Annotated in this window: 29 protein-coding genes and 1 riboswitch; of the genes, 3 read left to right on the top strand and 26 right to left on the bottom strand. The window is 58.7% G+C overall.

What is annotated here, in order from left to right; translation table 11 throughout:
- Positions 1-20: 20 nt before the first annotated feature.
- Positions 21-455, top strand: coding sequence for a CBS domain-containing protein (locus AC6CDK_RS03785; protein ID WP_039644078.1), 435 nt, complete (start codon positions 21-23; stop codon positions 453-455).
- A 123-nt stretch (positions 456-578) separates the two neighbouring features.
- Here AC6CDK_RS03785 and nifS read toward each other — a convergent pair whose 3' ends face one another.
- From nifS to AC6CDK_RS03770, 3 genes are all read right to left on the bottom strand, one after another.
- Complete coding sequence (nifS, locus tag AC6CDK_RS03780; RefSeq protein WP_039644076.1) at positions 579-1,754, bottom strand: cysteine desulfurase NifS; 1,176 nt, start codon at positions 1,752-1,754, stop codon at positions 579-581.
- On the bottom strand, positions 1,751-2,608 hold the full coding sequence (gene nifU, locus AC6CDK_RS03775; protein ID WP_039644075.1) for a Fe-S cluster assembly protein NifU: 858 nt from the start codon (positions 2,606-2,608) through the stop codon (positions 1,751-1,753). Before nifU ends, nifS begins: the two co-directional genes overlap by 4 nt.
- Positions 2,609-2,764: 156 nt before the next feature.
- A complete protein-coding gene (locus AC6CDK_RS03770; protein WP_039644073.1) occupies positions 2,765-4,183 on the bottom strand; it encodes a phosphoglucomutase/phosphomannomutase family protein in 1,419 nt (472 codons plus the stop codon).
- A 281-nt stretch (positions 4,184-4,464) separates the two neighbouring features.
- On the opposite strand from AC6CDK_RS03770, the gene AC6CDK_RS03765 reads away from it, so the two are divergent.
- Together AC6CDK_RS03765 and AC6CDK_RS03760 are read left to right on the top strand one after the other, a co-directional pair.
- Positions 4,465-4,755 carry a PxxKW family cysteine-rich protein gene (locus AC6CDK_RS03765; RefSeq protein WP_039644071.1) on the top strand — a complete coding sequence of 97 codons (291 nt, stop codon included), beginning with the start codon at positions 4,465-4,467 and terminating at the stop codon, positions 4,753-4,755.
- Positions 4,756-4,826: 71 nt separating this feature from the next.
- On the top strand, positions 4,827-5,279 hold the full coding sequence (locus AC6CDK_RS03760) for an NUDIX domain-containing protein (RefSeq protein ID WP_039644069.1): 453 nt from the start codon (positions 4,827-4,829) through the stop codon (positions 5,277-5,279).
- On the opposite strand, the gene AC6CDK_RS03755 is transcribed toward AC6CDK_RS03760, so the two are convergent.
- The 23 genes from AC6CDK_RS03755 to AC6CDK_RS03645 all read right to left on the bottom strand — a co-directional run bounded on the left by AC6CDK_RS03755 (position 5,257) and on the right by AC6CDK_RS03645 (position 26,436).
- Complete coding sequence (locus tag AC6CDK_RS03755) at positions 5,257-7,656, bottom strand: putative bifunctional diguanylate cyclase/phosphodiesterase (protein WP_066357288.1); 2,400 nt, start codon at positions 7,654-7,656, stop codon at positions 5,257-5,259. The genes AC6CDK_RS03760 and AC6CDK_RS03755 overlap by 23 nt on opposite strands.
- Positions 7,657-7,691: 35 nt before the next feature.
- Positions 7,692-8,513: a menaquinone biosynthesis protein gene (locus tag AC6CDK_RS03750; RefSeq protein WP_039644065.1), complete on the bottom strand. Its 822-nt coding sequence runs from the start codon at positions 8,511-8,513 to the stop codon at positions 7,692-7,694.
- A gap of 79 nt (positions 8,514-8,592) precedes the next feature.
- Positions 8,593-8,991 (bottom strand): glycine cleavage system protein GcvH, encoded by a 399-nt coding sequence (gcvH, locus tag AC6CDK_RS03745; RefSeq protein ID WP_039644063.1) that lies wholly within the window; start codon positions 8,989-8,991, stop codon positions 8,593-8,595.
- Between the two features lie 3 nt (positions 8,992-8,994).
- Positions 8,995-10,335, bottom strand: a complete 1,341-nt coding sequence (gene accC, locus AC6CDK_RS03740; RefSeq protein ID WP_039644061.1) for an acetyl-CoA carboxylase biotin carboxylase subunit — start codon at positions 10,333-10,335, stop codon at positions 8,995-8,997.
- Between the two features lie 30 nt (positions 10,336-10,365).
- Complete coding sequence (accB, locus tag AC6CDK_RS03735; RefSeq protein WP_192905042.1) at positions 10,366-10,845, bottom strand: acetyl-CoA carboxylase biotin carboxyl carrier protein; 480 nt, start codon at positions 10,843-10,845, stop codon at positions 10,366-10,368.
- A 49-nt stretch (positions 10,846-10,894) separates the two neighbouring features.
- The gene (locus tag AC6CDK_RS03730) at positions 10,895-11,962 is read right to left on the bottom strand and encodes a M24 family metallopeptidase (RefSeq protein ID WP_192905043.1); all 1,068 of its coding nucleotides are present in this window, start codon (positions 11,960-11,962) and stop codon (positions 10,895-10,897) included.
- A 3-nt stretch (positions 11,963-11,965) separates the two neighbouring features.
- Positions 11,966-12,418: a type II 3-dehydroquinate dehydratase gene (aroQ, locus tag AC6CDK_RS03725; protein ID WP_039644055.1), complete on the bottom strand. Its 453-nt coding sequence runs from the start codon at positions 12,416-12,418 to the stop codon at positions 11,966-11,968.
- Positions 12,419-12,447: 29 nt separating this feature from the next.
- Positions 12,448-12,810, bottom strand: a complete 363-nt coding sequence (locus tag AC6CDK_RS03720; protein ID WP_039644053.1) for a roadblock/LC7 domain-containing protein — start codon at positions 12,808-12,810, stop codon at positions 12,448-12,450.
- Positions 12,789-13,904 (bottom strand): tetratricopeptide repeat protein, encoded by a 1,116-nt coding sequence (locus AC6CDK_RS03715; protein WP_226048186.1) that lies wholly within the window; start codon positions 13,902-13,904, stop codon positions 12,789-12,791. The genes AC6CDK_RS03720 and AC6CDK_RS03715 overlap by 22 nt, the downstream gene beginning before the upstream one ends.
- Before the next feature lie 2 nt (positions 13,905-13,906).
- Positions 13,907-14,995 carry a 3-dehydroquinate synthase gene (gene aroB / locus AC6CDK_RS03710; protein WP_039644049.1) on the bottom strand — a complete coding sequence of 363 codons (1,089 nt, stop codon included), beginning with the start codon at positions 14,993-14,995 and terminating at the stop codon, positions 13,907-13,909.
- Entirely contained in the window at positions 14,992-15,537 is a 546-nt protein-coding gene (locus AC6CDK_RS03705) for a shikimate kinase (RefSeq protein ID WP_039644047.1), read from the bottom strand. Before AC6CDK_RS03705 ends, aroB begins: the two co-directional genes overlap by 4 nt.
- Positions 15,503-16,684 carry a chorismate synthase gene (gene aroC / locus AC6CDK_RS03700; protein ID WP_039644045.1) on the bottom strand — a complete coding sequence of 394 codons (1,182 nt, stop codon included), beginning with the start codon at positions 16,682-16,684 and terminating at the stop codon, positions 15,503-15,505. The genes AC6CDK_RS03705 and aroC overlap by 35 nt, the downstream gene beginning before the upstream one ends.
- Positions 16,685-16,762: 78 nt before the next feature.
- Positions 16,763-17,404 carry a hypothetical protein gene (locus AC6CDK_RS03695; protein WP_145915390.1) on the bottom strand — a complete coding sequence of 214 codons (642 nt, stop codon included), beginning with the start codon at positions 17,402-17,404 and terminating at the stop codon, positions 16,763-16,765.
- An 18-nt stretch (positions 17,405-17,422) separates the two neighbouring features.
- Positions 17,423-20,110, bottom strand: a complete 2,688-nt coding sequence (locus AC6CDK_RS03690) for a type IV pilus secretin PilQ (protein WP_192905045.1) — start codon at positions 20,108-20,110, stop codon at positions 17,423-17,425.
- 9 nt (positions 20,111-20,119) lie between these two features.
- A complete protein-coding gene (locus AC6CDK_RS03685) occupies positions 20,120-20,665 on the bottom strand; it encodes a pilus assembly protein PilP (protein WP_066357286.1) in 546 nt (181 codons plus the stop codon).
- Entirely contained in the window at positions 20,649-21,245 is a 597-nt protein-coding gene (locus tag AC6CDK_RS03680) for a type IV pilus inner membrane component PilO (protein ID WP_039644040.1), read from the bottom strand. The genes AC6CDK_RS03685 and AC6CDK_RS03680 overlap by 17 nt, the downstream gene beginning before the upstream one ends.
- Positions 21,246-21,282: 37 nt before the next feature.
- Positions 21,283-21,858, bottom strand: coding sequence for a PilN domain-containing protein (locus AC6CDK_RS03675; RefSeq protein ID WP_039644038.1), 576 nt, complete (start codon positions 21,856-21,858; stop codon positions 21,283-21,285).
- The gene (pilM, locus tag AC6CDK_RS03670) at positions 21,852-22,907 is read right to left on the bottom strand and encodes a type IV pilus biogenesis protein PilM (protein WP_039644036.1); all 1,056 of its coding nucleotides are present in this window, start codon (positions 22,905-22,907) and stop codon (positions 21,852-21,854) included. The genes AC6CDK_RS03675 and pilM overlap by 7 nt, the downstream gene beginning before the upstream one ends.
- A gap of 20 nt (positions 22,908-22,927) precedes the next feature.
- A complete protein-coding gene (locus AC6CDK_RS03665; protein ID WP_010942676.1) occupies positions 22,928-23,128 on the bottom strand; it encodes a helix-turn-helix transcriptional regulator in 201 nt (66 codons plus the stop codon).
- A 246-nt stretch (positions 23,129-23,374) separates the two neighbouring features.
- A riboswitch (cyclic di-GMP riboswitch) is annotated at positions 23,375-23,451 on the bottom strand.
- Positions 23,452-23,669: 218 nt separating this feature from the next.
- On the bottom strand, positions 23,670-24,338 hold the full coding sequence (locus AC6CDK_RS03660; RefSeq protein WP_192905046.1) for a pilus assembly protein PilX: 669 nt from the start codon (positions 24,336-24,338) through the stop codon (positions 23,670-23,672).
- A 16-nt stretch (positions 24,339-24,354) separates the two neighbouring features.
- Positions 24,355-25,575, bottom strand: a complete 1,221-nt coding sequence (locus AC6CDK_RS03655; RefSeq protein ID WP_161792675.1) for a PilW family protein — start codon at positions 25,573-25,575, stop codon at positions 24,355-24,357.
- Positions 25,576-25,592: 17 nt separating this feature from the next.
- Positions 25,593-25,985 (bottom strand): type IV pilus modification PilV family protein, encoded by a 393-nt coding sequence (locus AC6CDK_RS03650; protein ID WP_039644031.1) that lies wholly within the window; start codon positions 25,983-25,985, stop codon positions 25,593-25,595.
- Entirely contained in the window at positions 25,957-26,436 is a 480-nt protein-coding gene (locus tag AC6CDK_RS03645; protein ID WP_052269398.1) for a pilus assembly FimT family protein, read from the bottom strand. Before AC6CDK_RS03645 ends, AC6CDK_RS03650 begins: the two co-directional genes overlap by 29 nt.

The raw sequence follows: 26,436 nt of genomic DNA, 5'->3' as shown, positions 1-26,436 counted from the left end.
AACCAGAGGAGGATACTGACATGACTAAAGTAGGAACCTGGATGACGAAGAACCCCGTCACCATCGAAAAGGACGCCACGGTCATCGAGGCGATCCATCTGATGAAGGAAAAGAACATCCGCCGGGTGCCGGTAATGGACAAGGAAACGATCGTGGGAATCCTCACCGAAAAGATGGTGGCGGATTTCAGACCGTCCAAGGCCACGTCGCTGGACACCTGGGAGGTCCACTACATCCTTTCCAAGACGCCGGTCACCGAGGCCATGAATCCGAAACCGTACAAGGTAAAACCCGATACCGACCTGACCGCGGCGGCCCAGCTTCTCCACGATCGCAAGCTCAATGGCGTCCTGGTGGTGGACGACGACGACCGGCTGGTCGGAATCCTCACCGTCACCAACGCCCTTGAGGCCCTGATCGAGGTCTGCAAGGACCCGGATGCCTGCAAGAAATAAGTCGGCGCCCTGGGCTCACTGCCCGGGCTGCCCGGCCAATGCACAAACTGTCTGAAAAAGAGAAAGGGGGACACGTCAGTGACGGTCCCCCTTTCTCTTTCCTGCTGCAACGTGCCGGACGGATCAGGCGTTGAGAAACTCCCGGCCAAAGGGCGACATTTCCCGCAACCGCCGGATGATGGGCGGCAACTCGCGGATTATGGTGTCGATCTCTCCGTCGGTGGTGAAACGAGATAACGAGAACCGGATGGAACCGTGGGCGCAGGTGAACGGAACCCCCATGGCCCGCAGCACGTGGGACGGCTCAAGGGAGCCGGAGGTGCAGGCGCTCCCCGACGATGCGCAGATCCCCTTCTCGGACATCAGCATGAGGATCGCCTCCCCTTCCACGAACTCGAAGGCAATGGAGAGGGTATTGGGGAGCCGTTCTGCTTCGCCCCCGTTGATCCTGGCCCGGGGAATCAGGTCGAGCAGCGCGGCCTGGAGCCGGTCGCGCAGGGCCCTGACCCGCGTATTTTCGTCTTCCATCCAGTGGCCTGCCAGCTCGCATGCCTTGCCGAGGGCGATGATGCCTGCGGTGTTTTCGGTGCCGGCCCGGCGGCTGTGCTCCTGGTGCCCGCCAACCATGAACGGCCTGAACGGTACCCCTTTGCGCAGATAAAGAACCCCCGTGCCTTTGGGGGCATGGAGCTTGTGTCCCGAAATGGAAAGCATGTCGATGCACGACGTGGCCATGTTGATGGGGATTTTCCCCACGGCCTGAACCGCGTCGGTATGGAACAGCGCACCCTTTCCTTTCTCCTTGACGATCCCGCTGATCTCCTCAACCGGGAAGATCACGCCCGTTTCGTTATTGGCCCACATGACCGATACCACGGCGGTATCCTCGTCAATCACGCTCCGCAGTTCATCCAGGTCCAGCCGGCCTTCCCCGTCAACACCCAGTTCGGTGACCCGGTACCCCCGCTTGGACAGGTTACGGCAGAGGGTCAGGACCGCCGGATGCTCCACCCGGGTGGTAATGATGTGACGGCGCTCCGGAAAGACCTCAAGGGCCGAACGGATGGCCGCGTTGTCGCTCTCGGTACCGCAGGCCGTGAAGATGATCTCTTCGGGCAGGGCGCCCAGGAGCGCAGCGACCCGGTTCCGGGCCTCGTCCACCTTCCTCTGGACCTGGCCGCCGAAATAGTGCATGGAGCTGGGGTTGCCGTAGAGGTCACAGAAATAGGGACGCATCTCCTCGAAAACAGCCTCGTCCACTTTGGTGGTGGCGTTGTTGTCCAGGTAGATCTCCTTCATCCCTCCACCTCCGTGACAGTGATGTCCTCGGCCACAAGCTCGCGCAGCTTCATCTCCACGAACTTGGCGGTATTGCCCGAAGCGGCGCACCCGGCGCACGCCTTGCGGAATGCAATCTGCACTTCGCTGCCGGCAATGTCTATCAGCTCAAGATCTCCGCCGTCGGCCCAGAGCTGGGGTCGGATCTCCTTCTCCAGGGTCTCCTGGATAAGCTGCATCTTGCGGAGGTTGGTCAACTTTTCGGGCCGTCTGTGCTCTTCCGCCGGCTTGGCGCCCAGAACCTCGTTGATGATCTCCTTGATTCTCGGGATACAACCGCCGCATGCTCCGCCGGCCTTGGTGAAATGGGTCACCTGCTCGGCGGTGGTCAGCTTGTTGGTCTCGATCACCTTGCGCAGGAAGACATCGGTCAGGCCGAAGCACTTGCAGACGATCTCGCCCCCGGCCTCTTCGTGACCGTGGTCATGGTGAGTCGGCACCGGACCGCCTCGGTATTTGGCGATTGCCACCTCAAGGGCCTCCTGCCCCATGACCGAACAGTGCATCTTCTCCTCGGGAAGCCCTCCCAGAAATTCGGCGATCTCCTGGTTGGTGGTCGCCAGGGCCTCGTCAAGGGTCTTGCCCTTGATGATCTCGGTCAGGGCCGACGACGATGCAATGGCGCTGGCACAACCAAAGGTCTGGAACTTTGCGTCGACGATCTTCTCCTTGGCCTCGTCAAGTTTGATATAGAGCTTGAGCGCATCACCGCAGGCAAGGCTTCCCACCTCGCCCACCGCATCCGCATCGGGTATCTCTCCAACGTTTCTGGGATTCAGGAAGTGCTCCCGAACCTTCTCAGTGTAATCCCACATGGATTCCTCCTCGGATTGTAGTCATCGCTTGATAATACTATAGCAAAATTGTCAGGTATTCAATACTCCGTTTTCACCCGACAAAGATAAAAGGCGCCCCGCCGCCTGGGGCGGATGGGCGCCGTTGCACCGTCCGTTTGTCTGTTCGTCAGCGTTTTAGCCGAGGATGAACTGTTTCCCGGCAGCCATGACCGCCACGAGCTTCTCCTCGCTGGACGCCTCGCCGTACAGGCGAACCACCGGCTCGGTCCCTGATTTGCGGAACAGCAGCCAACTGCCGTCCTCAAGGATGAACTTGCTGCCGTCCACGGCAACCTTTTGCGTCACCTTCAGACCGGCAAAGGAATCGGGCGCCTGGCGCTGCTTTTCAGCGTAGCCCTCTTCCACGGCAGGAGAAAGGGTAATGTTCTCCCGTTTTGTCACAAAGGTCCCGACCTCCTCATAGAGCCTTGCCAGCAATGCTTTCACGGACAACCCCTCCCGGGCGACCATTTCTGCCACCAGGAAACAGGCGAGAATGCCATCCTTCTCGGGAACGTGGCCCTTGATGGAAAGGCCGGCGCTCTCTTCTCCACCGATAATGATCCGGTCCTGGCTGATCAGCTCGCCAATATACTTGAAGCCCACCGGCGTCTCGATGACTTCGATGCCGTGCTTCTTTGCCACCGCGTCCACGAGGTGGGACGTTGCCACGCTGCGGGCCACCGCGCCGGTCATCTTCCTCACCCGGACCAGATAGTCGAACAGCAGCGCAATGATGTAGTTCGGCTCGATAAAGGTGCCATCGCCATCCACGATACCGAAGCGGTCAGCATCGCCGTCAGTGGCGATCCCCAGCCCTACGGCCGGATCATCCTTCACGAGTCGGATAAAATCCTGGATATACTTCTCGGATGGTTCGGGCGGAAACCCCCCGAAATAGGGGTCGCGATGCATGTTGATCGCCTTTACGCCCACGCCTCGCGCCATCAGAGGCTCATCCAGATACCCCCGGCCGGTCCCGTAGAGGGCGTTCACGGCAACGGAACCGAGACGGCCGATGGCGTCGAAGTCGACCTTGGACTCCAGGGCCTTCAGGTACTCCTCCCGGGGATCGATCTCCTCCAGCAGCCCCGCCCTTACCGCCTCGTCAAGGGCCATCTCACGGTAACAGACCTCACCCATCATTTCGTTGGCCCGCCGCTCGATGTCGCCGGTGGTCTCAGGCAACGCCGGCCCGCCCCAGGACGGAGAAAACTTGATCCCGTTGTATTCGGGCGGGTTATGGCTTGCGGTAAAATTGACCGCCCCCGCAGTCCCGCGGCGCAGGATCTCGAAGGAAATGACCGGCGTCGGCGTGTCGCGCCGGCAGAAATAGGCCTTGATGCCGGCACCGGCCAGGACGCGGACCGTTTCCTTGGCGAAACGCTCTCCCATGAATCGGGTGTCATAGGCGACGATGATCCCCTTGTCCTGTTCGCCTACTGCTTTCACATGGTCGGCAATGGCCTGAGTCACCACCTTCACGTTCTCGAAGGTGAAATCCTCGCAGAGAATGCCGCGCCAACCGGAAGTGCCGAAGGTAATGCGATGCATGAAGTCCCTCCCCTGGGAGCATGGCCGCCACCGAGCCGTGGATGCCTTGATTTACCGGCCTCCAAAGGGTAATACATACCCTGTGGGGAGTCAACCCCGCGGCCGGGATGGCCACGGAGATTTTCAGATGCGTCCCACGGGCACGGCCGCCTGACGCACGCCCCGAAAGGCTTCGCAATCCCTGTGGCAGCGGGATTTTTCCGTTGACTTTATTCTTTTGAAATTGCTAGATTTGATACTACACGGGTTTACGGAAAAAACACTTGTTAGGAGGATTCAGGATGCTGTGTCAAACGGTACTTCCCGGTACCGAGTGTACCTTTTGGGGAAAACAAGGTTGCATCTTCACCGGCGGTTCCTGCCAAAACGTGGTTGAGAACTGCGAAGGGTGCGAACGGATCGTCGAGGGGACCATCGGCAAGGTCTGCAGTGCCTACCCGGCTCCGGGCAAAAAGTGGGTGGGCGGCATCTGTAACTTCGCCACCCATGCGAAGGTCGAGATAAAGGGCGATGACCTCAGGATCAACCCGCTCAAGGCCTCCAAGAAGGCCTCCGGCGGCAAGAAGAAGTAAGCCGGACGGACGCAACGGCACCGAAGGGGGAGGAAGCGATTCCTCCCCTTTTCATTTCCCCGGAGGACGCCATGCCCTTCGAGTACCTCTCCTGTCCCCGTTGCGGGGCAAAAGTCCGCGCATACCGTAATCCCGTCCCCACGGTCGACATCATCATCGAAACGCCCGATGGCATTGTCCTCATTGAACGAAAAAACGAACCACTGGGATGGGCACTGCCGGGAGGATTCGTGGACTACGGGGAGACCCTTGAGGCCGCGGCTGTCCGCGAGGCATGGGAGGAGACATCTCTCCGCATCTCAGGCCTCAGGCTCCTGGGGTGCTATTCCGACCCCCGGCGCGACGCCCGCCGGCACACCATATCCACCGTTTTCATCGCCTCCGCACAGGGCACGCCCCGGGCGGGCGACGACGCGGCCGGGCTCGCGGTTTTCCCATCAAACAAACTCCCCGCCACGCTCTGTTTCGATCATCGAAAGATCCTCGACGACTACCTGCTCGTTACGGGTCTGATTTCAGACTGACAGGCGCCACCAGGTTGGTCCTGCCCCGAAGAAAATCGGCCACATCCTCCGAAGGCATGGGTGTGCTGAACAGAAACCCCTGAACCTCGTCGCACTTGTTTTCGGACAGAAACGACAACTGCCCCTCGGTTTCCACTCCCTCGGCGATAACCTTAAGGTTGAGGCTGTTCCCCATGGCAATGATCGCCGTGGCAATGGCGGCATCGGCTGAATTGATCTCCACGTCGCGCACGAATGACTTGTCGATCTTCAGGGTACTGATGGAGAAACGCTTCAGGTGGGCCAGAGACGAGTAGCCGGTGCCGAAATCGTCAATGGAGATATGGATGCCCAGCTCCCTGATCTCTGCCAGGACCGCCACGGCAAAGTCAGGGTTCTGCATGATGACGCTCTCGGTTATCTCCAGCTCCAGAAGCCCGGGATCAAGACGGGTATCAGCCAGCACGGCGCGAATAATGTCCAACAGGTTAGGCTGCTGGAACTGGTAGCCGGACAGGTTGACCGCCACCCTCATGGGCGGAAGCCCCATCTCGAGCCACTTGCGGTTCTGGAGACAGGCGGCGCGCAGCACCCATTCGCCGATGGGAACGATGAGCCCCGTCTCCTCGGCCAGGGGGATGAATTCCGACGGGGCCACAAGGCCGAGCGTCGGATGCTGCCAGCGCAGCAGGGCCTCCATGGCGGTGATCCTTTTGGTCAGGATGTCGACTTTGGGCTGATAGTAGACCCGGAATTCTTCATTATCCAGCGCCTTGCGCAGACTGGTTTCAAGAAGCAGCCGCTTGTCCGCGTTGGCGTCCATCTTGGGGACGTAGAACTTGAAGGTGTTTCTCCCCTCACCCTTTGCATGGTACATGGCGATGTCGGCCTTCTTGACCAGATTGTCCAGATTGTCATCGTCGCCGGGATACAGGGCAATGCCGATGCTCGTGGTGATGTAGAGCTCGAAGCTGTCCACCATGAACGGGACGGACAGGGACTTGAGTATTTTCTTGGCTACCCGCTTCACGTCCTCGTCGGAGTCGATGTTCACGAGCACGACGGTAAACTCGTCACCGCCGATGCGCGCCACGGTATCAACCTCCCGCACGCAGTCCACAAGGCGCTTCGCCACCTCCTGAAGAAGCTTGTCGCCCACCGGATGACCAAGGGTGTCGTTAATGATCTTGAAACGGTCCAGGTCGAGAAACATGAGCGCCACATGACGCCGGTATCGATTGGCATGGGCCTTTGCCTGCTGAAGGCGGTCCAGGAAGAGGATGCGGTTGGGGAGCCCGGTCAGGGTATCGTGATGGGCGAGGCGGTAGAGCTGTTCCTCCACCTGCTTGCGCTCGGTGATGTCCCGGCAGATGCCCCACACGGCGGTGGAGCCTTCACCATCGACACCACAGGTCAGGCTGCCCTCGACAATGATGGATCGCCCTCCCTTGGCAACCAGCGTTGCTTCAAGCGGACTGAGCACATCGCCGGCGAGGATCCGCTCCAGCTCCGCATTGCATCGCTCACGGCTGTCGGGATGAATGATGCCGAAGAAGGAAAGTTTCTTCGCCTCCTCTGCCGTATAGCCGAGAACCTGCTGCCACGCCTCGTTCACATAGAGAAGCCGGCCTTCGGGAGAAAAGCTCAGGATCAGATCGTTGGCCGTATCGAGGAAGCCCATGAGCCGCTCTTCGCTCTGCCTCGTCGCTTCCGACTCGCGCTCGATCACTGACATGAAGTAGGAGCCGATGACGGCTGCAGCCGCGTTGAGTAGCGACACCCAGAGCCAGACCAGAAGAAGGTAGTGAGGATCCCGCTGGAGCCCCGGTTCCACGAAGGGCATGGGGACGTTCGGGATGACGCCGGCATGCTCCAGACCAAGCAATGCCCCGTAGAGAATGCCGCCGAACGCCCCCACGAGCCAGACTTCACGCTTTCCCTCAATCAGGAATGCGGCTTCGATGGTAACAATGAGATAGACCGGCCAGAACCAACTGGAGGCACCGCCGCTGAGGTGAATGAGAACCGTTACCAGGAACAGGTCGAGGAGAATCTGAATGATGTTGATGAATCTGAAGCACCAGATGATCCGCTGGTGAAAGAGATGAAGCAGAAGATTGTAGGCAACCACCGACGAAGCGGTGATCACGAGGAACATCACCTGAGACGGTGACAAAAAGAGACCGATACGACTGACATAATACGTACTTCCCGCAACGAGGCAGTAGGTGCCCACAAGCGCCAGGAGCAGCCAACGGCACTTGACCACGAGAAGAGCGCGTGCCTTGTATTCTTCTAAACGCCCGGATTCCGGAGACTTGAGCCCTTCGCGCAGATGTTTGAGTCGCCTGGCCACCGAATCGAGCCAACGGGAGCCGGTCAATGAAGTCTGAGTCATGAATATTTATTCAGCAATTCATATGCCAACTATCCTCAAGAAAACAGACGAATTTCCGGAGCCGATGCAATGGAACCGAGTTCAGCCGCATGGCGAAAGAAGAGACGCAGCCCGTCCAGGTGAGCGGGCGTCAGATCGTAGGAAATGGTTCGCCAGTAGTCGACAAGCTGCTCCTCGCCGATCCAGTTGCGTTCCGGCGCCTCTGCCGCAATGGCGGGATAGGACTCGTAGGAGATCAGTTTTGCCGCGAGCAGGTCGGCGCCCAGCCGGACCACCTCATCCCGCTGCGACTCCGCAGCTTCACGGCGGACCAGCCAGAGGGCAAACACGAACGGAAGTCCCGTGAACCGGTACCACAGCTCACCCAGGTCATAGACGTGGGGGGCAGTGCCGTCGAGAACCGCCCGAAGGGCCTTGTCGCCGATGAGCAGCAGACCTGGATGGGCTTCCAGCGCCTCCTTCAGCGGGAGGTCGGTCCGCTGGAACCGATTGGTGAACCGGTGGAACAGGCCCAGGATTATCTTTAAAAGATTGACCGATGTGTCGGACTCCGTGGTCATGGCAATGGTGGCGCCATCCAGTTGCTCGATGGGTACGCGGGAAAAGAGCATGACGCTCTTGACCGGCCCCACCGCGCTGATGGAAAGGTCGGGCAGGATCACGTAGCGGTCGGGATGGGTGGCGTATTCGATGGATGACGAGGGGCAGACGTCGATCCCGCCATGGGCGAGAAGTCGGTTGAGCTGGGCAGGCACCCCCGTCACGATCCGGTAATCGGGAGAGTGGCCGAGGCCCCGCAGAGCAGTGAAAATGGGCGTACAGTTGGCATAGACAATATGGCCGAGTGTCAGTGGCATTGCGTGCTCCGGTTCTGGTCAAAAACAAAGGCGAGATGGGTATCTCGCCTTTGCCAGCGGGCTGAAACGCCGCTGTTGGTTATTCTTCGTCTTCGTCGGCCTGGCTCACGTACTCTGCGTAATCCTCCGCCGACAGGAGCGACTTGAGCTCTTCAGGGTCATCGAGTGAGACCACTGCAATCCACCCCCCGTCATAGGGGTCGTCGTTGACGATCTCCGGGGCAGCGTCCAGTTCCTCGTTTACCTCCAGCACCGTCCCGCTGATGGGGGCGTAAAGCTCCGACGCGGTCTTACGTGCCTCAAGGGAACCAAAGGAATCCTCCTGCTCCAGTTCATCTCCCACCGTGGGCAGTTCTATGGCACTGACGGTGCCCAGGGCATCCTGGGCGTAATCGGTCAGCCCGATGACCGCCCGATCCCCCTCTTCCCTGACCCAGACGTGTTCCTTGCTGTACTTGAGCTCTTCAGGAAAATCCATGCCCTACTCCAGCACGATTCGCTCGAGGAAGCCGGTGTCGACGTTCCCCTCCATGAAGTCTTTGTTGTCCATAATCCTCTTGTGGAAAGGGATCGTGGTCTTGATGCCCTCAATGATGTACTCGTCAAGGGCCCGGGCCATGCGGCGGATGGCATCCTCCCGGGTTTCGGCGTGGACGATCAGCTTCGCGATGAGCGAGTCATAATGGGGAACCACGGAATACTGATCATAGACAAAGGAATCGATCCGCACCCCCAGGCCGCCCGGGGTATGGTAGCCGACGATCTTGCCCGGCGACGGGGTGAACTTCACCGGATCCTCGGCATTGATCCTGCACTCGATGGCGTGGCCGTGCAGCTTCACGTCGCTCTGCTTGTAACGGAGCTTGAGACCGGCCGCGGAACGGATCTGCTCCCGGACGATGTCGATGCCGGTCACCATTTCGGTCACCGGATGCTCCACCTGCACCCGGGTATTCATCTCCATGAAATAGAAGTTGAGGTCCTTGTCCACCAGGAACTCAACGGTGCCGACACTGTCGTACCCCACGGCCTTGGACGCGCGAACAGCCGCATCACCCATGGCCTTGCGGAGTGCAGGAGTCATGACCGGGCAGGGCGACTCCTCGATGATCTTCTGGTGACGGCGCTGGATGGAGCAATCCCGCTCACCCAGGTGGATCACGTTGCCGTGCTTGTCGGCCATGACCTGTATCTCGACGTGACGCGGCTTCTCACAGTACTTCTCGATGTAGACCTCGGGGTTGCCGAAACCGGCCTGGGCCTCGGCGCGGGCCGTGGCAAAGGCATTGGGGAGGGCCGCCGGGGAGTGTACGATCTTCATCCCCCGGCCGCCGCCGCCGGCAGTCGCCTTGATGATGACGGGGAAGCCGATTTTCTTGGCGATCTTCACCGCCTCGTTGACGTCGTTAACCCCCTCCTTGGTGCCGGGCAGGATCGGTACATCCTCCTTGATCACCGCCTGCCGGGCGCTGATCTTGTCGCCCATGATGCGCATGCTCTGCGAGGAAGGGCCAATGAAGGTTATGCCGCAGTTTTCGCAGATCTCAGCAAAGGCGGCATTTTCCGAAAGAAAGCCGTAGCCGGGGTGGATCGCCTCGGCATCGGTCAACTCGGCAGCCGAAATAATGGCGTTGATATTGAGATAGCTTTGCAGGCTCGGCGCGGGGCCGATGCAGACGCTCTCATCCGCGAGCTTCACGTGGAGCGAATCCTTGTCCGCTGTCGAGTAGACGGCAACAGTCTTGATTCCCAGCTCCTTGCAGGCCCGGATGACCCTCAGGGCGATTTCGCCGCGATTTGCAATCAGAACTTTATGAAACATGTAGATTTCTCCAATGACGGCCGGGACGAGCTACATCGGCTCCACGATGAAGAGGGGCTCCCCGAACTCCACCGGCTGGGCGTTCTCTTTGCATATTTGGACGATCTTGCAGCGAAACTCGGCCTCGATTTCGTTCATGAGCTTCATGGCCTCAACGATGCAGAGGACCTGCCCCTTTTCCACCACTTGGCCGACTTCCACGTAAGGGGCCGCATCAGGGGCCGGGGCACGATAGAAGGTACCGACGATGGGAGAGGCTACCTCCTTGCCGGCCGCCACGGCGGGAGCGGGGGCAGCAGGAGCTGCAGCCGGGGCGGGCGCAGCAGCGGCAACCGGTGCGGCAACAGGCTGGGGAATGGCCATCATGGGCGCGGGGGCCTGATACTGGACCACCTGGGAAGTGCAGCCGCGCTTGATGTGAATCTTCTCCTCGGCTCCCTCCAGCTCGAACTCGGTGATGTCGGTTTCGGTAACCATTTTTATGAGTGACTTCAGATCCTTGATATCCATGTATCGTATCTCCTTTGACGGGTATCGCCGCCGGGACGTGCCAACGGCGTTACAAAATCATGAGTTCCTTGGGAACCATGGTAATAGGACGGCAACCATGCTCGGTAACGATGACCGTGTCTTCGATCCGCACGCCACCCCAGCCGGGAATGTAGATGCCCGGCTCGATGGTGAAAACCATGCCGGCAGCCGCTACACCCTCGCTCCGGGGGGAAACGACCGGCCTCTCATGGACGTCAAGGCCGACGCCGTGGCCGAGGCCATGGCCGAAAAAGGCGCCGTAGCCCTGTTCTTCAATATATCCGCGGGCGATCCGATCGACTTCCCGCAATTCAGTGCCGGGCCTGACCGCGGCAATCGCCCGATCGTGAGCTTCCTTGACAATGCCGTAGACCTGGCGCTGGCGCTCATCGGGGGCGCCCACGGCAACGGTCACGGTTTCGTCCGAACAGTAGCCTTCGTACCGTGCGCCGAAATCGATGGTAACCAGTTCTCCCGCAGCCAGTGCCTTGTCGCTGGCACGTCCGTGGGGAAGGGCTCCCCGTTCGCCGGAAGCCACGATGAAATCAAAGGATGAATTCTCCGCACCGGCGCGGCGCATGGCGAATTCGAGCTCAAGGGCCAGTTCGCGCTCCACGGCGCCCGGCTTCACCAACGGCAGGACTGACAGCAGGGCCTCGGAGGCCAACCGGGCGACACGGGACAAGATCTCACATTCCGAGGGGTCCTTGATCAGCCGGAGCTGGGCAAGCTCATCACCGATGGGCATCAGTTCGGTCTCGGGGAGTTTCTGCCGCAGGGACTCGTACACGGCAACCGTCGTGTGTTCAGACTCAAACCCGATCCGGCGGAATCCCTGTTCCCGCGCCAGCTCAGCGATCCCGTCGAGTTTGATGCGATATTCGACCGTCGGGAACCCGGCAACCTGACGGGACGCCTGGGTGGTGTAGCGTGAATCGGTGAGGAACCAGCACGCCTCCCTCCCGAGGACCACTGCACCATCGCTTCCGGTGAATCCGGAAAGGTACCGAACGTTACTCATGTTAAAAAACACGATGGCATCAACATCGTGTTTTTCAGCATGACTCCGGGCCTTATTGAGCCTGTTTTGTAACATGTTTCAACCCTTGGTGACAATCCCTTTTTCAATGTGGGTAAAAAGGGCGCGCAACCCGAGCAGGTAGCTGTCCGCGCCGAACCCCGTGATCTGCCCCACGGCAACGGGTGCGACGAAACTGTGGGTCCGGAATTCCTCCCGGCGATGGATATTTGAAAGATGCACCTCAACCACCGGCAACGCCACTGCGGTGAGGGCGTCGCGAATGGCAACGCTGGTGTGGGTATATGCGGCCGGGTTGATGAGAATGCCGGCACAGGTTCCCGCCGCGGCCTGGATGGCATCGACCAGCGCCCCTTCGCTGTTGGACTGGAACAAGGAGAGTGTACACCCCAGCTCATCGGCCAAGGCTACCAGAGACTCATTGATCCGATCAAGGGTTAACGTGCCGTAGATGCCCGGTTCGCGGGTTCCCAGCAGATTCAGGTTCGGGCCGTGCACCACGAGAATGCGCATGCATGTGCTCCTTTTCCGGAGAGGCTGGCTTACGACAGCAGTTCGCGCAGTTTCGGGGCGGCAAGGCGCAACAGGTAGCGCCCTTTGCCGTAGTTGCCGTCCCGCTCGAGAGTCAGGACCAAAAACGCATCGTCGTTTATGACCCGGACAATGACCCGCGACCGCTCGGTAGCGACGGAAACCTCCTCCATGTCGCCGGTCCCGAGCACATCGACCGTCCTTTTGACCTCCTTGAGCACGGTGGCGTACTCAACGGCCAGGAGATGGAGGTCCATGGGGGGATCTTCCCTGAGATACTCGTCGATATGGATACCGTCGTAGCCCATGATGGCCGCGCCCAGCCCTCCCTCGACCCCGTCGACGATCTGCTTCAGTGCGGCACTGAACGGCATTGGCGTATCCTCCGAATGGAATCGAGCCACCCTTCGAGCACAGAGACTACATGGGCCGCGGCCCCATCCCCCCCTGCAACGCTGGCCGACGACCTGGTCACTGCAGCGTCCTCAAGGGGAGTATCAACCTGGGGTGCCGACTCGCCGGCAGAGCCGAAAACCGCCTCACTCTCGAAAGCACCTGTGCCCGCGGCCACGTCTTCGCCGAATTCCGCGTCGCCGGCAGCCATGGCCACGGAGGGACCACCCTCCATCAGGACAGATTCGCGGGCGCGGGCCTCGTCCTCATCGATGCGCCTCTTGAGGTCCACCATCCGGTTGCGGAGCGCCTCATTGAGGGGGTCGGCATCCAGCAGCTCACGGTAGATGACGAGCGCCTTCTTGGGGAACCCCTGTGCTATGTAGAGATCCGCGATGGTGCCGGTACTCAGGACATCGTGCAGACCCGGGACGCCAGCATTCGCTGCGGGCTCTTCATCGAGAAGAAGGCCCGCGAACGACTCCTCCGCGAGCGGCGGAGGCGGTGTGCGCTCTGCAACGGCTGCAACCTCTTCCCCGTCGACCCCCTCGTCAACCAGTTCTTCGATAATCTCGATCTCTTCCAGCAACGATTCATCTTCCACATCGGCGCCCGCACCGTCGAAGAGGTCGTCGGCATAGCCAGAGCTCTCAAAGGGTTGCCGGCACATGGCGTCGAACATGAGCCTGCTTTCCAGATCATCGGGATTGAGGGAAAGGATGATCTCCAGGCACCGGCGGGCGAGATCGGTTTCCCCGGCATCACCATAGATCTGGCTGAGAAGCTTTTGGGCCAGGAGATTATCCGGTGTGACCCGTACGACCTTCTCCAGGGCCGTCCTGCTCTCCGTCCGCTCACCCTTCTCGAAGCAGGCGCGTCCGAGGGCCATGTACCCCCCGACATACTCCGGATGCTGCCCGATCCCCGTGCGGGCCGTCATGATGGCGTCGTCCAGGAGCCCCACTTTGCGATACAACTCTGAAAGAGGCGCAAAGCAGTACGACCCGGGATCCTTGGCCAGGATATCCTCATAGCGCTTGATATCGGTCCAGAACGATTCGGTTCCGTGTTCCATGGTCATTCCCCCACGCCGCAGATGCCGAATACTTCAGACAGGTTTTCGATCCTGACGATTTCGTGGCTGCCGATTCCCCGGTTGAGAACGAAGTCCAGCCCCCGATCCCGGGCCTTTTTATCGCGCAGGAGTACGTCGCGATAGCTGTCTGCGTCAAACGACGGAAGCCCGGTCGGCAGCCCCACCGCCTCCACCAGTGCTCGAATCCGCCGGGTATCGCCGGCCGAGGAGTATCCCCGGGCCTCTGCCAGGACAGCGGCCCGCACCATACCGATGGCGACCGCCTCCCCGTGGAGCACGGCAGTATAGCCCGTCAACGCCTCCACGGCGTGGCCGAACGTGTGCCCGTAGTTGAGAACCGCCCGAAGGCCGGCCTCACGCTCATCCTGCTCCACGACCCAGGCCTTCAGCGCGCAGCAACGCGTTATGGCCCGGACCAGCGTCTGCCGGTCGCGCCCGAGAAGAGCGCTCACATTCTGTTCGAGAAAGGCGAAGAACTCACCATCGAGCACCACGCCATACTTGATGACTTCGGCAAGCCCGCCGAGATACTCGCGCCGGGGAAGAGTGGCAAGGGTGTCCACGTCGATGAGAACCGCCCTGGGCTGGTGGAAGGCACCGATCAGGTTCTTGCCCAGCGGATGGTTGATGCCGGTCTTGCCCCCCACACTGCTGTCCACCTGGGCGAGGAGCGTGGTCGGAACCTGCACGAAGGGGATGCCGCGCAGATATGTTGCCGCGGCATAACCGGCCAGGTCTCCAACCACCCCTCCGCCCAGGGCGACAACAAGGGAGTCCCGCGTCAATCCGCCGTTGACGAGTCTGTCATAGACGCGATTGAGGGTGGCCGAGGTCTTATGCTCTTCTCCATCGGGGATCTCAATGCGCAGCACGTTAAAACCGGCGGCAGTCAGCGAATCGGCCACGCCGCCCGCATAGAGGGGACCAACGGTAGTATTGGTCACGACAGCCACGCGCCTGCCGGCCACAGCGTCACGACACACGGCGCCGATCGTGCCGATGATCGCCGAGCCGACGCGGATGTCGTAGCTCCGTTCACCGAGTTCTACTCTCAGCGTCTCGATGGTCATTGATGCTCCCGGACAAAGGTGGCGATTTCGGTGACCACATCTTCCACGCTTTTGCCGGCAGTGTCAATCCTCAAGTCCGCATCGGCGTAAGCGTCCTCACGACCTGCCATGAGCGCGGCCAGGGCCTCCGGAGTGTTGTTGCTCTTCAGCAGCGGTCGCTCCCGATCCCCCTTCAACCGACACAGGATCACCTCAAGCGAGGCCGTGAGATTCACCACAAGGCCCGCCTTGCGGAGCAACTCTCTGTTACGGGGCGCAATAACCGCCCCTCCCCCGGTGGCCACCACCCGGCCGGAAACGCCGCAAAGGAAACGGATCGCTTCCGTTTCCAGCTCGCGAAACCGTTGTTCCCCATAACGCTCGAATATCTCGTTGATGGAGATGCCGGCCCGACCCACGATCAGCGCGTCCAGATCGCTGAAGCAGTAACCGAGGCGCTTTGCCAGGAGCTTTCCCACCGTGCTCTTGCCGGTCCCCATGAAACCGGTCAGGACCACGTTGCGCCCGTCAGAAGGCACGGAGATACTCCAGATACCCCTCATAGTTGCGCCGTACTTCCCCGAGCGAATCACCGCCGAACTTCTCCAGCATGGCATTGGCCAATTCAAGGGCCACAACCGCCTCTGCCACCACCGCCGCTGCGGGAACGGCGCAGGCATCGGAACGCTCCACCGTGGCCTCGAAGGGCTCTTTGGTCTGCATGTCGACGGAGCGGAGCGGCCGATAGAGGGTGGGGATCGGCTTCATGGCAGCACGGATGACGATATCCTCGCCATTTGTGATACCGCCTTCAATGCCGCCGGCATTATTGCCCTTGCGGTAAAAGCCCGAAAGCTCGCCCCGGCCTATTCTCGCGGGGTCATAGTAGATTTCGTCATGGACCTGGGAACCGGGGCGGCGGGCGGCATCGAAACCGAGCCCGATCTCCACCCCTTTTATGGCCTGAATGCTCATGACCGCCATGGCCAGGCGGGCGTCAAGCTTGCGATCCCACTGCACGTGGCTGCCGAGCCCCACGGGCAGGCCGGAGGCGATGACCTCCACCACCCCGCCCACCGTGTCGCCAGCCTCACGTGCGCCATCGATAAAGGCCTTCATCCGCTCTTCGGCCTCGGCATCATAGGTAAAGAGTTCGGACGCGGCTGACAACTCTTTCATCCGCTCCAGCGGAAGAGCGCCACGCTCGGCGCGTATCCCCCCCACCTCTGAAACAAAGCCGTTCACTTCAATATCGAACGAGGCGAGAAACGCCTTGGCAACAGCACCAACCGCCACCCTCGCCGCCGTCTCGCGGGCACTGGAGCGCTCCAGGATATTGCGGACGTCCCGGTGATCGTATTTCATGGCTCCCGGCAGGTCCGCATGGCCGGGACGGGAGCGGGTCACGCGGATTTTCTCGTCCCGGTGCCGTGCGTTGGGAGACATCTTCTCCTGCCAGTTGATCCAATCGCGGTTGATGATGCAGAGCGTCACCGGTGACCCGATGGTCTCCCCCCAGCGCACGCCGGAGAGAATCTGAACCTCGTCCCGCTCGATTTTCATCCTGCCGCCGCGGCCGTAGCCGCACTGGCGCCTGGCAAGATCGCGGTTGATCGACTCTTCGGTAATGTTCAGTCCTGCCGGCAACCCCTCGATGATTGCCGTAAGTTGCGGGCCGTGGGATTCACCGGCTGTCAGGTAACGTAGCATGAATACCTCTCAGGCAAAGAAATGCCAGGGGACCCCCCTGGCATTTCTTTATCCTTCATCATGATTAATCAGCGGCAATCAATAGCCAATTGGCACCATAAGCCTAGTACCGAGGGCATCGGTAATTGTTAGCGTTGCAGTTTGAGGTCCAACTGGATTTGCCATCAATATGACGGTGACAGTCCTGTCAGAGACACTCGCCTCCACATCGGCAGTAGTGGAGGAGACCGAGAATGGAGTGACGCCGCCGCTTAAAGCAAGGGTTTTAGCTGTTCCCACCGTATCTGTGTCGGCGAATGACAATGCCGTCGGATTAACAGCCAGTGAACTTACTGCTGGCACGGAAACAGTTTTAAATTGGTTCAAATCTCCAGTACTGGCATTGATGTCATAGAATATTGGTGTGCTTCTCTGTCGAACAACCGGATAAACAACCCCGACCTCACCGGAAGAGTTTACCTTATATGTTGCACTATATGTCGCAAGAGTAGAGATATTGGTATACACCCTCGTATTGAAGGCAATTTCGGTACCGAGAGGGTCCTTTGAAGGGTGCGTATACTTTGCCGTTGCAGTTACCTGGTAGTTACCTGCCGTTAAATCATTAGTTGAGGCATTGAGAGTCAGGCCTCCGACAAGGTCATCACCACCGCTTCCGCCACATCCGCCAATCAATAGCCCTGCAATCAAGAGAAGACCGCTCAGTTTCTTTAATATCATGCCTTCCTCCACAATAGGTTAGGATACGATTTTCGGCGTTATGAATATCAGCAATTCCGTCTTGGTTTTATTCTTCGTGTTTGACTTGAAGAGCCAGCCAAGCAGGGGAATGTCCATCAGGAACGGCACGCCGCGGTTTTCATCCGTGTCACTGTCCACGTAAATGCCGCCAATGACCGTGGTTTCACTGTTCTTAACCAAAAGCTCCGTGGTTGCTTCCTTCTTGTTAATGGGGGGAGGTGATCCCGTGCCGGCTGAGTTGTTGGACGCTTTGATCTTCATGGAGATACTGCCGTCGGCGGTGATATGCGGAGTTACCTCGAGAGTGAGCGCTGCTTCGACGAACTCGGTCTTGGTTCCTTCTGCGGATGTTGTCTGATACGGGATAGACTGGCCCTGGGAAATCTTCGCTGCTTTGTTGTTGAGAGTAACCACCTTCGGTGTCGACACGATTTTGACGAGACCGGCAACGGCAGCGGCCGACAAACGAAGATCAACCTGGAAGTTGTTGGTGAGCTTGCCGAAGGAAATGCCTACCGCACCGCCGGAAGACGTGGCTGTAGGAAAACCGCTTGCTGGCGGCGGTGTCACGATGCCGCCGAATCCGGCATCCATGGCATTGACATTGAGAATCGAGGCTGACCCATCCTTGTAATGGAGCCCCCACTGGACACCCAGGTCGCGGGTGAAGGTGGAGGTTGCTTCCACGATACGCGCTTCGATGAGCACCTGCTTTTCAGGCAAATCCAGATTTTTGAGCAAGGCACGCATTTCAGCCAGAGCCGGCTCGATATCCTTCACGATCACCCGGTTGGTCCGCGCATCCTGGCTGATGGTTCCCCGCTCACTCTTGACGGTGTTGAACTGGGATACGATATCCCCCACTGTGGCGAAGTTGATGTCGAAGACTTCCGTCTTCAGTTCCATGCCCCGTTCCCTGGCCCGCTTCAGGGCCTGCTCTTCGTCAGCCAGGGTCTGGATCTTGGACTTGGGGCGGATTTGGACGATGTTGCCGTCCCGCTGCATCCCCAGGCCCTTGTTCTCAAGAATGACATCAAGGGCCTGGTCCCAGGGAACGTTGACCAGCTTAAGGCTGATGGTGCCGGAAACGTCGTCGCCCACGAGGAAGTTGAGATTGCTCACCTCGGCGATGAGCTGGAATATCTTGCGGATATCGGCATCGGAAAATTCAAGCGTCACGCGGCGCCCGGTATACACCTTCTTTGTTCCGCCCGACGGGGCGACGCCGGCAAGCGGATCGGACTCCCTGGGGGTCTGCCGGACAGCAGCCTGGGCCTTGCCATCCTGAAGCGCGGGAGAGGCAGGCACATCCGCCACCGGAGGCTCGAAGCCTTCGGGGTTCCTGATATTCATCTGCAGCAGGTCCCCTTCACGCCTGACATCGTAGGATGCGGGCTGGCGGAGCAGAACTTGAATCTTTACGTCACTGTGCCCCTTGGTCTTCACCTGGTAGGGAGTAACCTTCTGAACGACACTGGCAAAAGCGCCCGTATCGAGATGACGTTGCAGCTTCCTGGGAAGGACGCAGTTTCTGAGCGTCACGCTGAAGCCGTCGGCGGTTTTCGCCGGCTTGTCGTTGGCACAGGCGCCGGTGACGGCAACTGTGATGCGCGAGGTCCCATCAATCACCTTGAAATCAATGGACTCAACCGCAGGGGCTGAACCCCTTGACGGTTCGGCGGGCTTGACCGGCTCCGGCTGCCGCGCCTGGGATACTGAGGCGGAAGGCTGCGCAGGGGCGGCAGCACGCGGTGCTTCAACAACCCTGTCAGCCGGTGCAACCACCAGGCCGGTCGCCCCCTTTGTCACGCCAAAGGGAGGAAGAGTGCCTCCTGCGGCGTCAAGTACAATCCTGACCTTGTCGGGATAGGCGCCAATGCGGGCCGTGCCTATGCCTAAGGCGTTCAGCGGGATGACCTTTGAGTTCATTCCGAGCTTGGCGTCCGCGATATCCACCACGAGCCGATCGGGTTTGGCAAGGCGGAAGGACTTGAAGTCCCTTATTTCTCCGGTTGTTTCGATCAGCAGGTAGCCATTCTGCGATTCGATGGCCTTGATAACGGGGGAACCGGTCTGCGAGGAAAGGACAGGAGCTATCGGAGCCTGAGGCTTCGCGGCAACGGGCGCCTGAACTACTGCCGGGACTGGGTCGGCCGTCACCGGGGAACCGGCAACGCCTTCCCGGGCCTGGGCAGCAACCGGCGCGGCTTCGGCGGCAGCGGGCGCACCGGCCACGGCAGGACGTGCCACGGCAAGGGCAAGCATTCCTTTGTCGCTGGCATCGATGGCCGCGTTCACCTCGGTGTCGCGTGTGAGATATACCTCCACGCGGGTCATGGCCGTGGCGCCTTCTCCGTACCGCACCGTCTCAATGCGCCGGATGGTATCGGAGTTCACCTCCATCGGCGACGCAATGGCGCCCGGTTCGGTACGGGCCAAGTCGATGACCGCCTTGGGCGGATCAGCCGTCTTGTAGAACGTGTAGGCCAAGGGCCGGTCGGCTGACAGCACGATTCGGGCGCCCTCACCCGTTTCCGCCACCTTGATCTCGCGCAGGACGCCCCCCTTGACCTGCTCGGCCATGGCGTCGCCCTTCACGCTGGAGTGAACCTCAGCGCATCCGCAGAACACGGCCAGCAGTGACATCAGGACGAGTTTCCGGGAGAGTGTCGTCTGGATTCTCATGGGGACTCCTTACTGTTTCTTCGCCAGAGAAAGCTTGACCGTCCGCTTCCTCACCTTGCCGAAATCATCGGTATATCGCTCGCTCACTTCCAGATACGAAGGCGCGATTTTCGTAATCACACCGTTATTGGCGCCGATGCTCATGCCCTCTTTCACCACATAGCCCTTGCCGGCCGGATCAACGATGAGCGCCTTGCTTTCCCTGAGCCCGACGATGATGCCCGTAATCCTGAACTGCTCCACGTTGTAGCTCTGGATCGGCAGCAGACCGGCGGCCGGTCCCCGCACGGCCGGGGATTTTCCGGGAGCCTTGGCCTGGAGAAAGGGTTTGAACGGGTCACGGCGGCTGGTGAAGTCGTACTGGGCAAGGCCCGTCGCAGGGACAATCGCGGCGGAGGTGGTTCGGCCCTGGATCGGAGGCTGTGCCTGGGGTGCAGGGGAGGCCTTTGGGGGAGGAGTCGGAGGAGGCGCTTGCTCCTTCTTTCCGCAGCCAGCCGAGACAAAGGTGAGAGCCACCAAAACGGCAAGAATCGATAGGCTATTTCTTCTTGTCATCCTTGGTCTCTTTCTTTTCGATGAAGCGGAAGGTCGTGGCCAGGCAGTTGACCTTGACGGTGGTCTTGCCGCCCATGGGCTTGATGTCGGTGAACGATACGTTCGTTATGTTGACGATCCTCGGCAGGTTGCCGACGGCGGTAAAGAAATTCGCCACTCCGTAGAACGAGCCCGATACCGAGATATCAACCGGCACTTCGGCATAGAAGTCCTTGGGTTCTTCGCCCTTTGGCCTGAAGAGGAGAAAATCGAGGCCCGCCCCTTTACCTACGCTGGTGATTCCCGTGAGCAGCGAGGGTATCTCCTTCTGGTTGGGCAACTCGGTAAGCGCGCTCTCCAAGTCCTTCTGCAATTGCTGATACTCCTTTTTCAGCTTGGGAAGGTTGTTGGCGATCCGGGTCTTTTCCTGGACCTCGTGCTGGAGCTTCTCAAGCTTCCCGCGCAGGTCCGCAAGTTCCTTCTGGCGAGGAGCGTACAGCCCCCAATACAGGGCAGCCCCTTCTATCGCAAGAATTGCCGCCAGGAGAGCAATCTTCTGTCTGTTGGGGAGCTTGAGCAGTTTTTCTATTCTCGCGTCCATTGGGAGTCCTTGAGAATGTTTTCCGGGGCCTATGGCCTTATTTTTTCTTAGCCGGCGCGGGCTCTTCTTTTTTCAGCGCCTTGATGGCACAGGTGAGCTCGAACCGTTTCGCCTTCACACCGCCGACTTCGGTCTGCTCGGACACGACCAGCTCGACGTTTGTGTAGTCATCCGTTTGCTGGAGATTGCGCATGAAGGCGGCGATCAGATCCTCGTCCACGGCGATGCCGCCGATGCTGACGTTCGGTCCGTTCTCGGAATACTTGGTGAGCCAGAGTTTCTCCGGCGTCGCATCGCTGAGGGTAGCCAGACGGCGCACGGGGCCGGTTTTTTCCTTGCGCAACTGGGCGAGCACGTCAAGCTTCTTTGTGACATCATCTTTCAGCTTCTTGATATTCTCGAGCTCGCCGATTTTCCCCTTGAGCCGCTGCAATTCGCTTTCCGCACCGGAAATATCGCTCTTTGCCGTCTTGATCTTTGCCTGGGCGTAGCCGAACAGGCCGAGCCCCACGCCGAGGACCACCAGCACCGAAACAAGCAGAATCGCCATCTGCTGCCTGGCAGTTTCCTTCTTTTTGGACGTTCTGACCGGAAGCAGGTTGATCCTTACCATTTGTCACCCACCCTCCTCGTGGCCAGCCCCACGGCAACCGTCACGAGCGGCCCGATCTCCCGAAGGTACTCGGGGTCGAACTCTTTCTCGCTGCAGGTGATTTTCGCGAGCGGGTCCAGCATCTCGACCGGAACGCCCAACTTGTTCTGCACGGCTTCGGCAAGCATGGAACTCTTGGCTGCCCCTCCACTCAGGTACACCCTGGCGATTCTTCCCTCGTTCGCGGTTGTGTTGTAAAAATCGAGCGAACGGCGCATCTCCACGGCCAGGGTTTCGTTGACGCGGGCGATGACATCCTTCAGCTTGGCCTTGTCGGGGTACTCGCCGGTGACTTTCACCTGTTCTGCCTCCTCGCTGCTCAAGGCGAACTGCTTCTGGATCTCCTCGGTGAAGAGATTCCCTCCCACCTGCACATCGCGGGTAAAAAGGGAGCTTCCCCCCCTGACGACATTGAGATTCAGAATGCTGGCACCGACATTGATGAGCGCAACCACCTCTTCGGGATCGGTTTCGTAATTGAGTTCAAAAGCGTTCTGGACCGCGAAGGAATCCACATCGACGATCACGAGCCTGAGACCCGTCTCGGCAAAGACGTTGACATAATCGTTGATAATTTCCTTTTTGCTGGCCACGAGCAGGACGTTCATGCGGGAGGGATCGTCCTCGTCGGGTTCCAGGATCTGGAAATCAATGTTCACATCGTTGATGTCGAAGGGGATGTATTGTTCCGCTTCCCATTGAATCTGGTCTTCCAGCTCTTCGGGGGTCATGGCCGGAAGCTTGATCTTGCGTATGATGACCGTGTTCCCGGAAATGGAGCAGGCCACATCCTTGACCTTGACGGAAAGTCCCTTCATGAGCCCCTTGACCGCTTCGATAACGGACGAGCTGTCCATGAGGGTATTATCGACAATGGCCTCGGGAGGCAAGGGCTGGATGCCGACATTGACCAGTTGCCACCCCCCCTTCTGCTCCTTGAGCTGAACGAGCTTCACGGAGCTGGAGCCGATGTCGATGCCGACGATTTCTTTCTTTTTGGAGAAAAGCATACGCCCCATCCCGTCCGAGATCAGTCGATAAACACCGCGTCCTTTTCGGACAACGAAAAACCAAGAGCAAGGAGGATCTTTCTCTTGGTTTCCATGCGGCATTCCTCGCCGCGCTCGATTCTCTCTATGGTTGCCGGGGAGACGCCCGCAAGCCGAGCCAGTTCAGCCTTGCTCATGAGCCGTTCTTCCCTGATCTTCTTCACGTTGTTTCGGTATTTCATTGCATTATCCCGAATAATTATATGATTCAACGCGAAATCTACCGGAATTGAATCGAAAGTCAAGCTATTAGTTACACTTGAAACAAATTGAAACCTTTTATGCGAAATTGACGCCAATAGTGTAACTATCGGTGTCAACACAGGAAAACTTGAGGATAATTTCATGGTGGTCATGCGTTGGTGTCCCGCTCCGCCATCGGACCCGGGCAAAAGAAAAGCCGGGGCCGACTATCACGGTGGTGATATTTCGGCAACCCGGCTGTCTCAGTGAGACCCTGTAGGCTTTCCGCCCCATCCTCGCGGATGGTTTAGTATTATCGATATCATATGAAGGCCTACCAGTAACAATAGGCACGATTTAGCAGCAAAAATGCAATATGGATTCCACAATGAACCCGGCAGACCTCACAACTCATAACAGGGCGATATCATGAACATTGACCGGCCGTGACGATGTATTGCCAGACTCCCCTCACCCGTTATTGTCAGCCAATTGACACTATCGGCACCTCAAGTGCCATAAATTGTCAGCCGACATGGGTTAATACGCATAGAGTACGGACAGGGTCGCCTTTTCCTGCGAAGATGTTTCACGTTCTCCCTGGACCTCAAGTTTGTACACCCCTGGAATATGTTTAACCTTTACACCGCCGCTGCCGGCAACAACGGGGTTATAGGCGGCGCCCGAGGCAGCAAGGAACCATTCAGCCTCTCCCGATGTCTGCGATGACGGATCTGAATTGCCGGGCGATGTATCGACAATTTTGGAATACACGTTAAACCCTGCTTTGCCGGATGTTCCTCTGAGCTTGAAGCCCAAGTCGGGTGCACTTTTAATGGTGTCAGTTGACTGAGATTTCTGGGCATCGGAGCAGGCCGACCACAACTCGGCCGGTAGTGCGAGTTTCTGCTTGATGCATGCGTCAGACACGTAGAAAGTGAGACTGTTGCCCCCAAAGGACGACTGGAGATCAGTCATTTTCGTCGAGGAACTGATATTGGCGAACAGATAGGGAATCACTTCCTTGGTAACCACTTCGACCCCGCCGTAGCTCGCTTCCAGTGAGTTGGCATAGGTCTTTCTCGCCGCGGACATTTTTGTCCCCTGCAGAACGAGATATAGCAGCGTCAGGACGACTCCCAGCGAGATCAGCGTAAGCAGAAGCGAGGTTACCAGAGCCACCCCTCGTTCATTGTCAAGAATTTTCATAGGATCCACCCGATGCTCATTGGAGGAGATTTCTAGGGGTTACGCTGACTGCGTAAACCTTCCAGCGGTAGTTCCGCCAGTCAGCTCCAAACGCGTTGAGCATGTCGGCCTGCTTCCAGATGCGACCGGCGCTCTTTACATGTGGGTCTGAAACGACCACCACCTCGCTGGGATCATTTACAGGGTACGAAAAGGACGGGTCTTTTTTTCCTTCATGCGTGAGAATATACACGGTTACCGTCCGAAGCTGTTCGCGGATCTCCTGGGCGGACAGACCTGCCAGGGTTGCCCGGATCGATCGGGCGCCACTGTGGGATGCGCCGGATGTATCCAGCTCGAAAACGACTTGAAGGTCTCCCACACAGTCAAGCAGAGCATAGTGTTCGTAGCCGGTATTGCCGGAAGCCGCGCCCTGGGCGACACGAGACTTGAACAGTACTCCCGTGCCGGGGTTGCAACGGGGGGGCACTCCTGTTGCCGGCTTTTTCACATAATAGTCAGCCCGGTTGTAAGGCATCCTGAGATCGCTCGAACTGTCTATGCTGTAGACATCGACCCTCTCATCTTCGCCCGAAGGCTTGAATGCGCTATGTACCGGCTCACTTCCGTTGACCGTGTAGAAAAAAGATGCTCCATTCATCAACAGTTGCCTGTTGTCACCCCTTTCAGCGGAAAATGTCGACAGGATGCTGATGACTCGGTCGCCATCCTTCACATCATCCGGACCGTTCCGGTCCACGAGATAACTCCTGTTTGAGAGTTCGTTGCCCGAGTAGTTTACGTAGGAGAACCTTCCGGCATCGGGAGGAGCGGACAGGGCGGCTGACTTGATGACAAGATAATCGGTACCGGAATTCGTGTCGGAACTTCCGTCAATGATCTTGTTTGCGCCGGGAATCGTAGCGTCGACCACTGCCCTGGGTAAAGCCGGAGGGATGTCGTTAAGAGTTGCGGGATCAAAATCTTTTATTATTTCATCAGGATCGACACTCACCTCTTCATAGGCCGTTGGCGCGTCCTGGAAAGACCAAGGAAGGCCGAATCCCGCCACTTCGATGTCCCTCCTGAAGATTTCGAGCCCGATGACCCCCTCGATTTCCGACTGGGCTGACTTGCCGAGTTGCCCCGAATGGAGAAGAATACGCTCGAATGCATTACCACTGATGATGATGACGACCATAAAAATAGCCATGACCACTATCAGCTCGACAAGTGAGAAACCCCGCTCTTTCAACATCTGACGTCCTTCCATGTTCAGCGCGTCTTGAGGGAGACGAGTTCCTGTTGTTGGGTCGTTCCTTTATAGGCCCACGAAACCAGCACTTCCAATTGGAGCGATGATCCCCCGACCTCTGTGCTTTTCTTCTCTACGGTGTAGTTTTTGCTGACGCCGCGAATCCTGCTCGGGACGAATTCCGGCGAGTAAGTTGAGGAAATTTTGTCGAAGGGACGGGCAAGCAGCGAATTCATTCGTTCGTCCGCAATTCTGGATGCCTCATCACGCGCCATGTTCCGAAGATTATGCTCCATCGAGACATTCACCGCCTGAAGGAGCCCCAACAGCCCAACCACCATGATGACCATGGCGACAAGCACTTCAAGGAGCGTGAAGCCGCTATCATTTGAGCGTAATGTTTGCCATTTCACAGTTGCCGGCACTCCATTTCCCAATCCGTATTTGCGTATCCGTGATGACCACACTATCGACTGCTGCCCGATTACCGCTCGGCCCCACACAGATTGCTCTGTTGGCCATGGACGGATCGGTAACCAGCCCTGACTTCTCGAACACTAGCTGTCCGGCGATATCAGACGAAATGGCATTTTTCACCGCGACCTGTTGCACCGGGCCTACCGTTGTAACGGAGGATGAGTAGATGGAATACTGGGACGAAGAAAATGTCACTGCCCGGTCTCTTCTTTGGAGAAGGGCATCTGCCTTTGTCCTGAGGAGATCGGCCTGGAGCTTTTTCGCCTGACTCTCGATGGCGTTTTTACGACTGTATTCATTGAACTGAAGGGTGCCGATAGCGATCAGAACCATTGCGATCCCCATGACAACCACCAGTTCAACAAGGGAGAAGCCCCCTTGTCTCAT

The organism is Geobacter sp. PheSNFMC, from assembly GCF_059620965.1.
The sequence above is the reverse complement of the archived record's forward strand: the minus strand, read 5'-3'. Positions and strand labels throughout refer to the sequence as shown.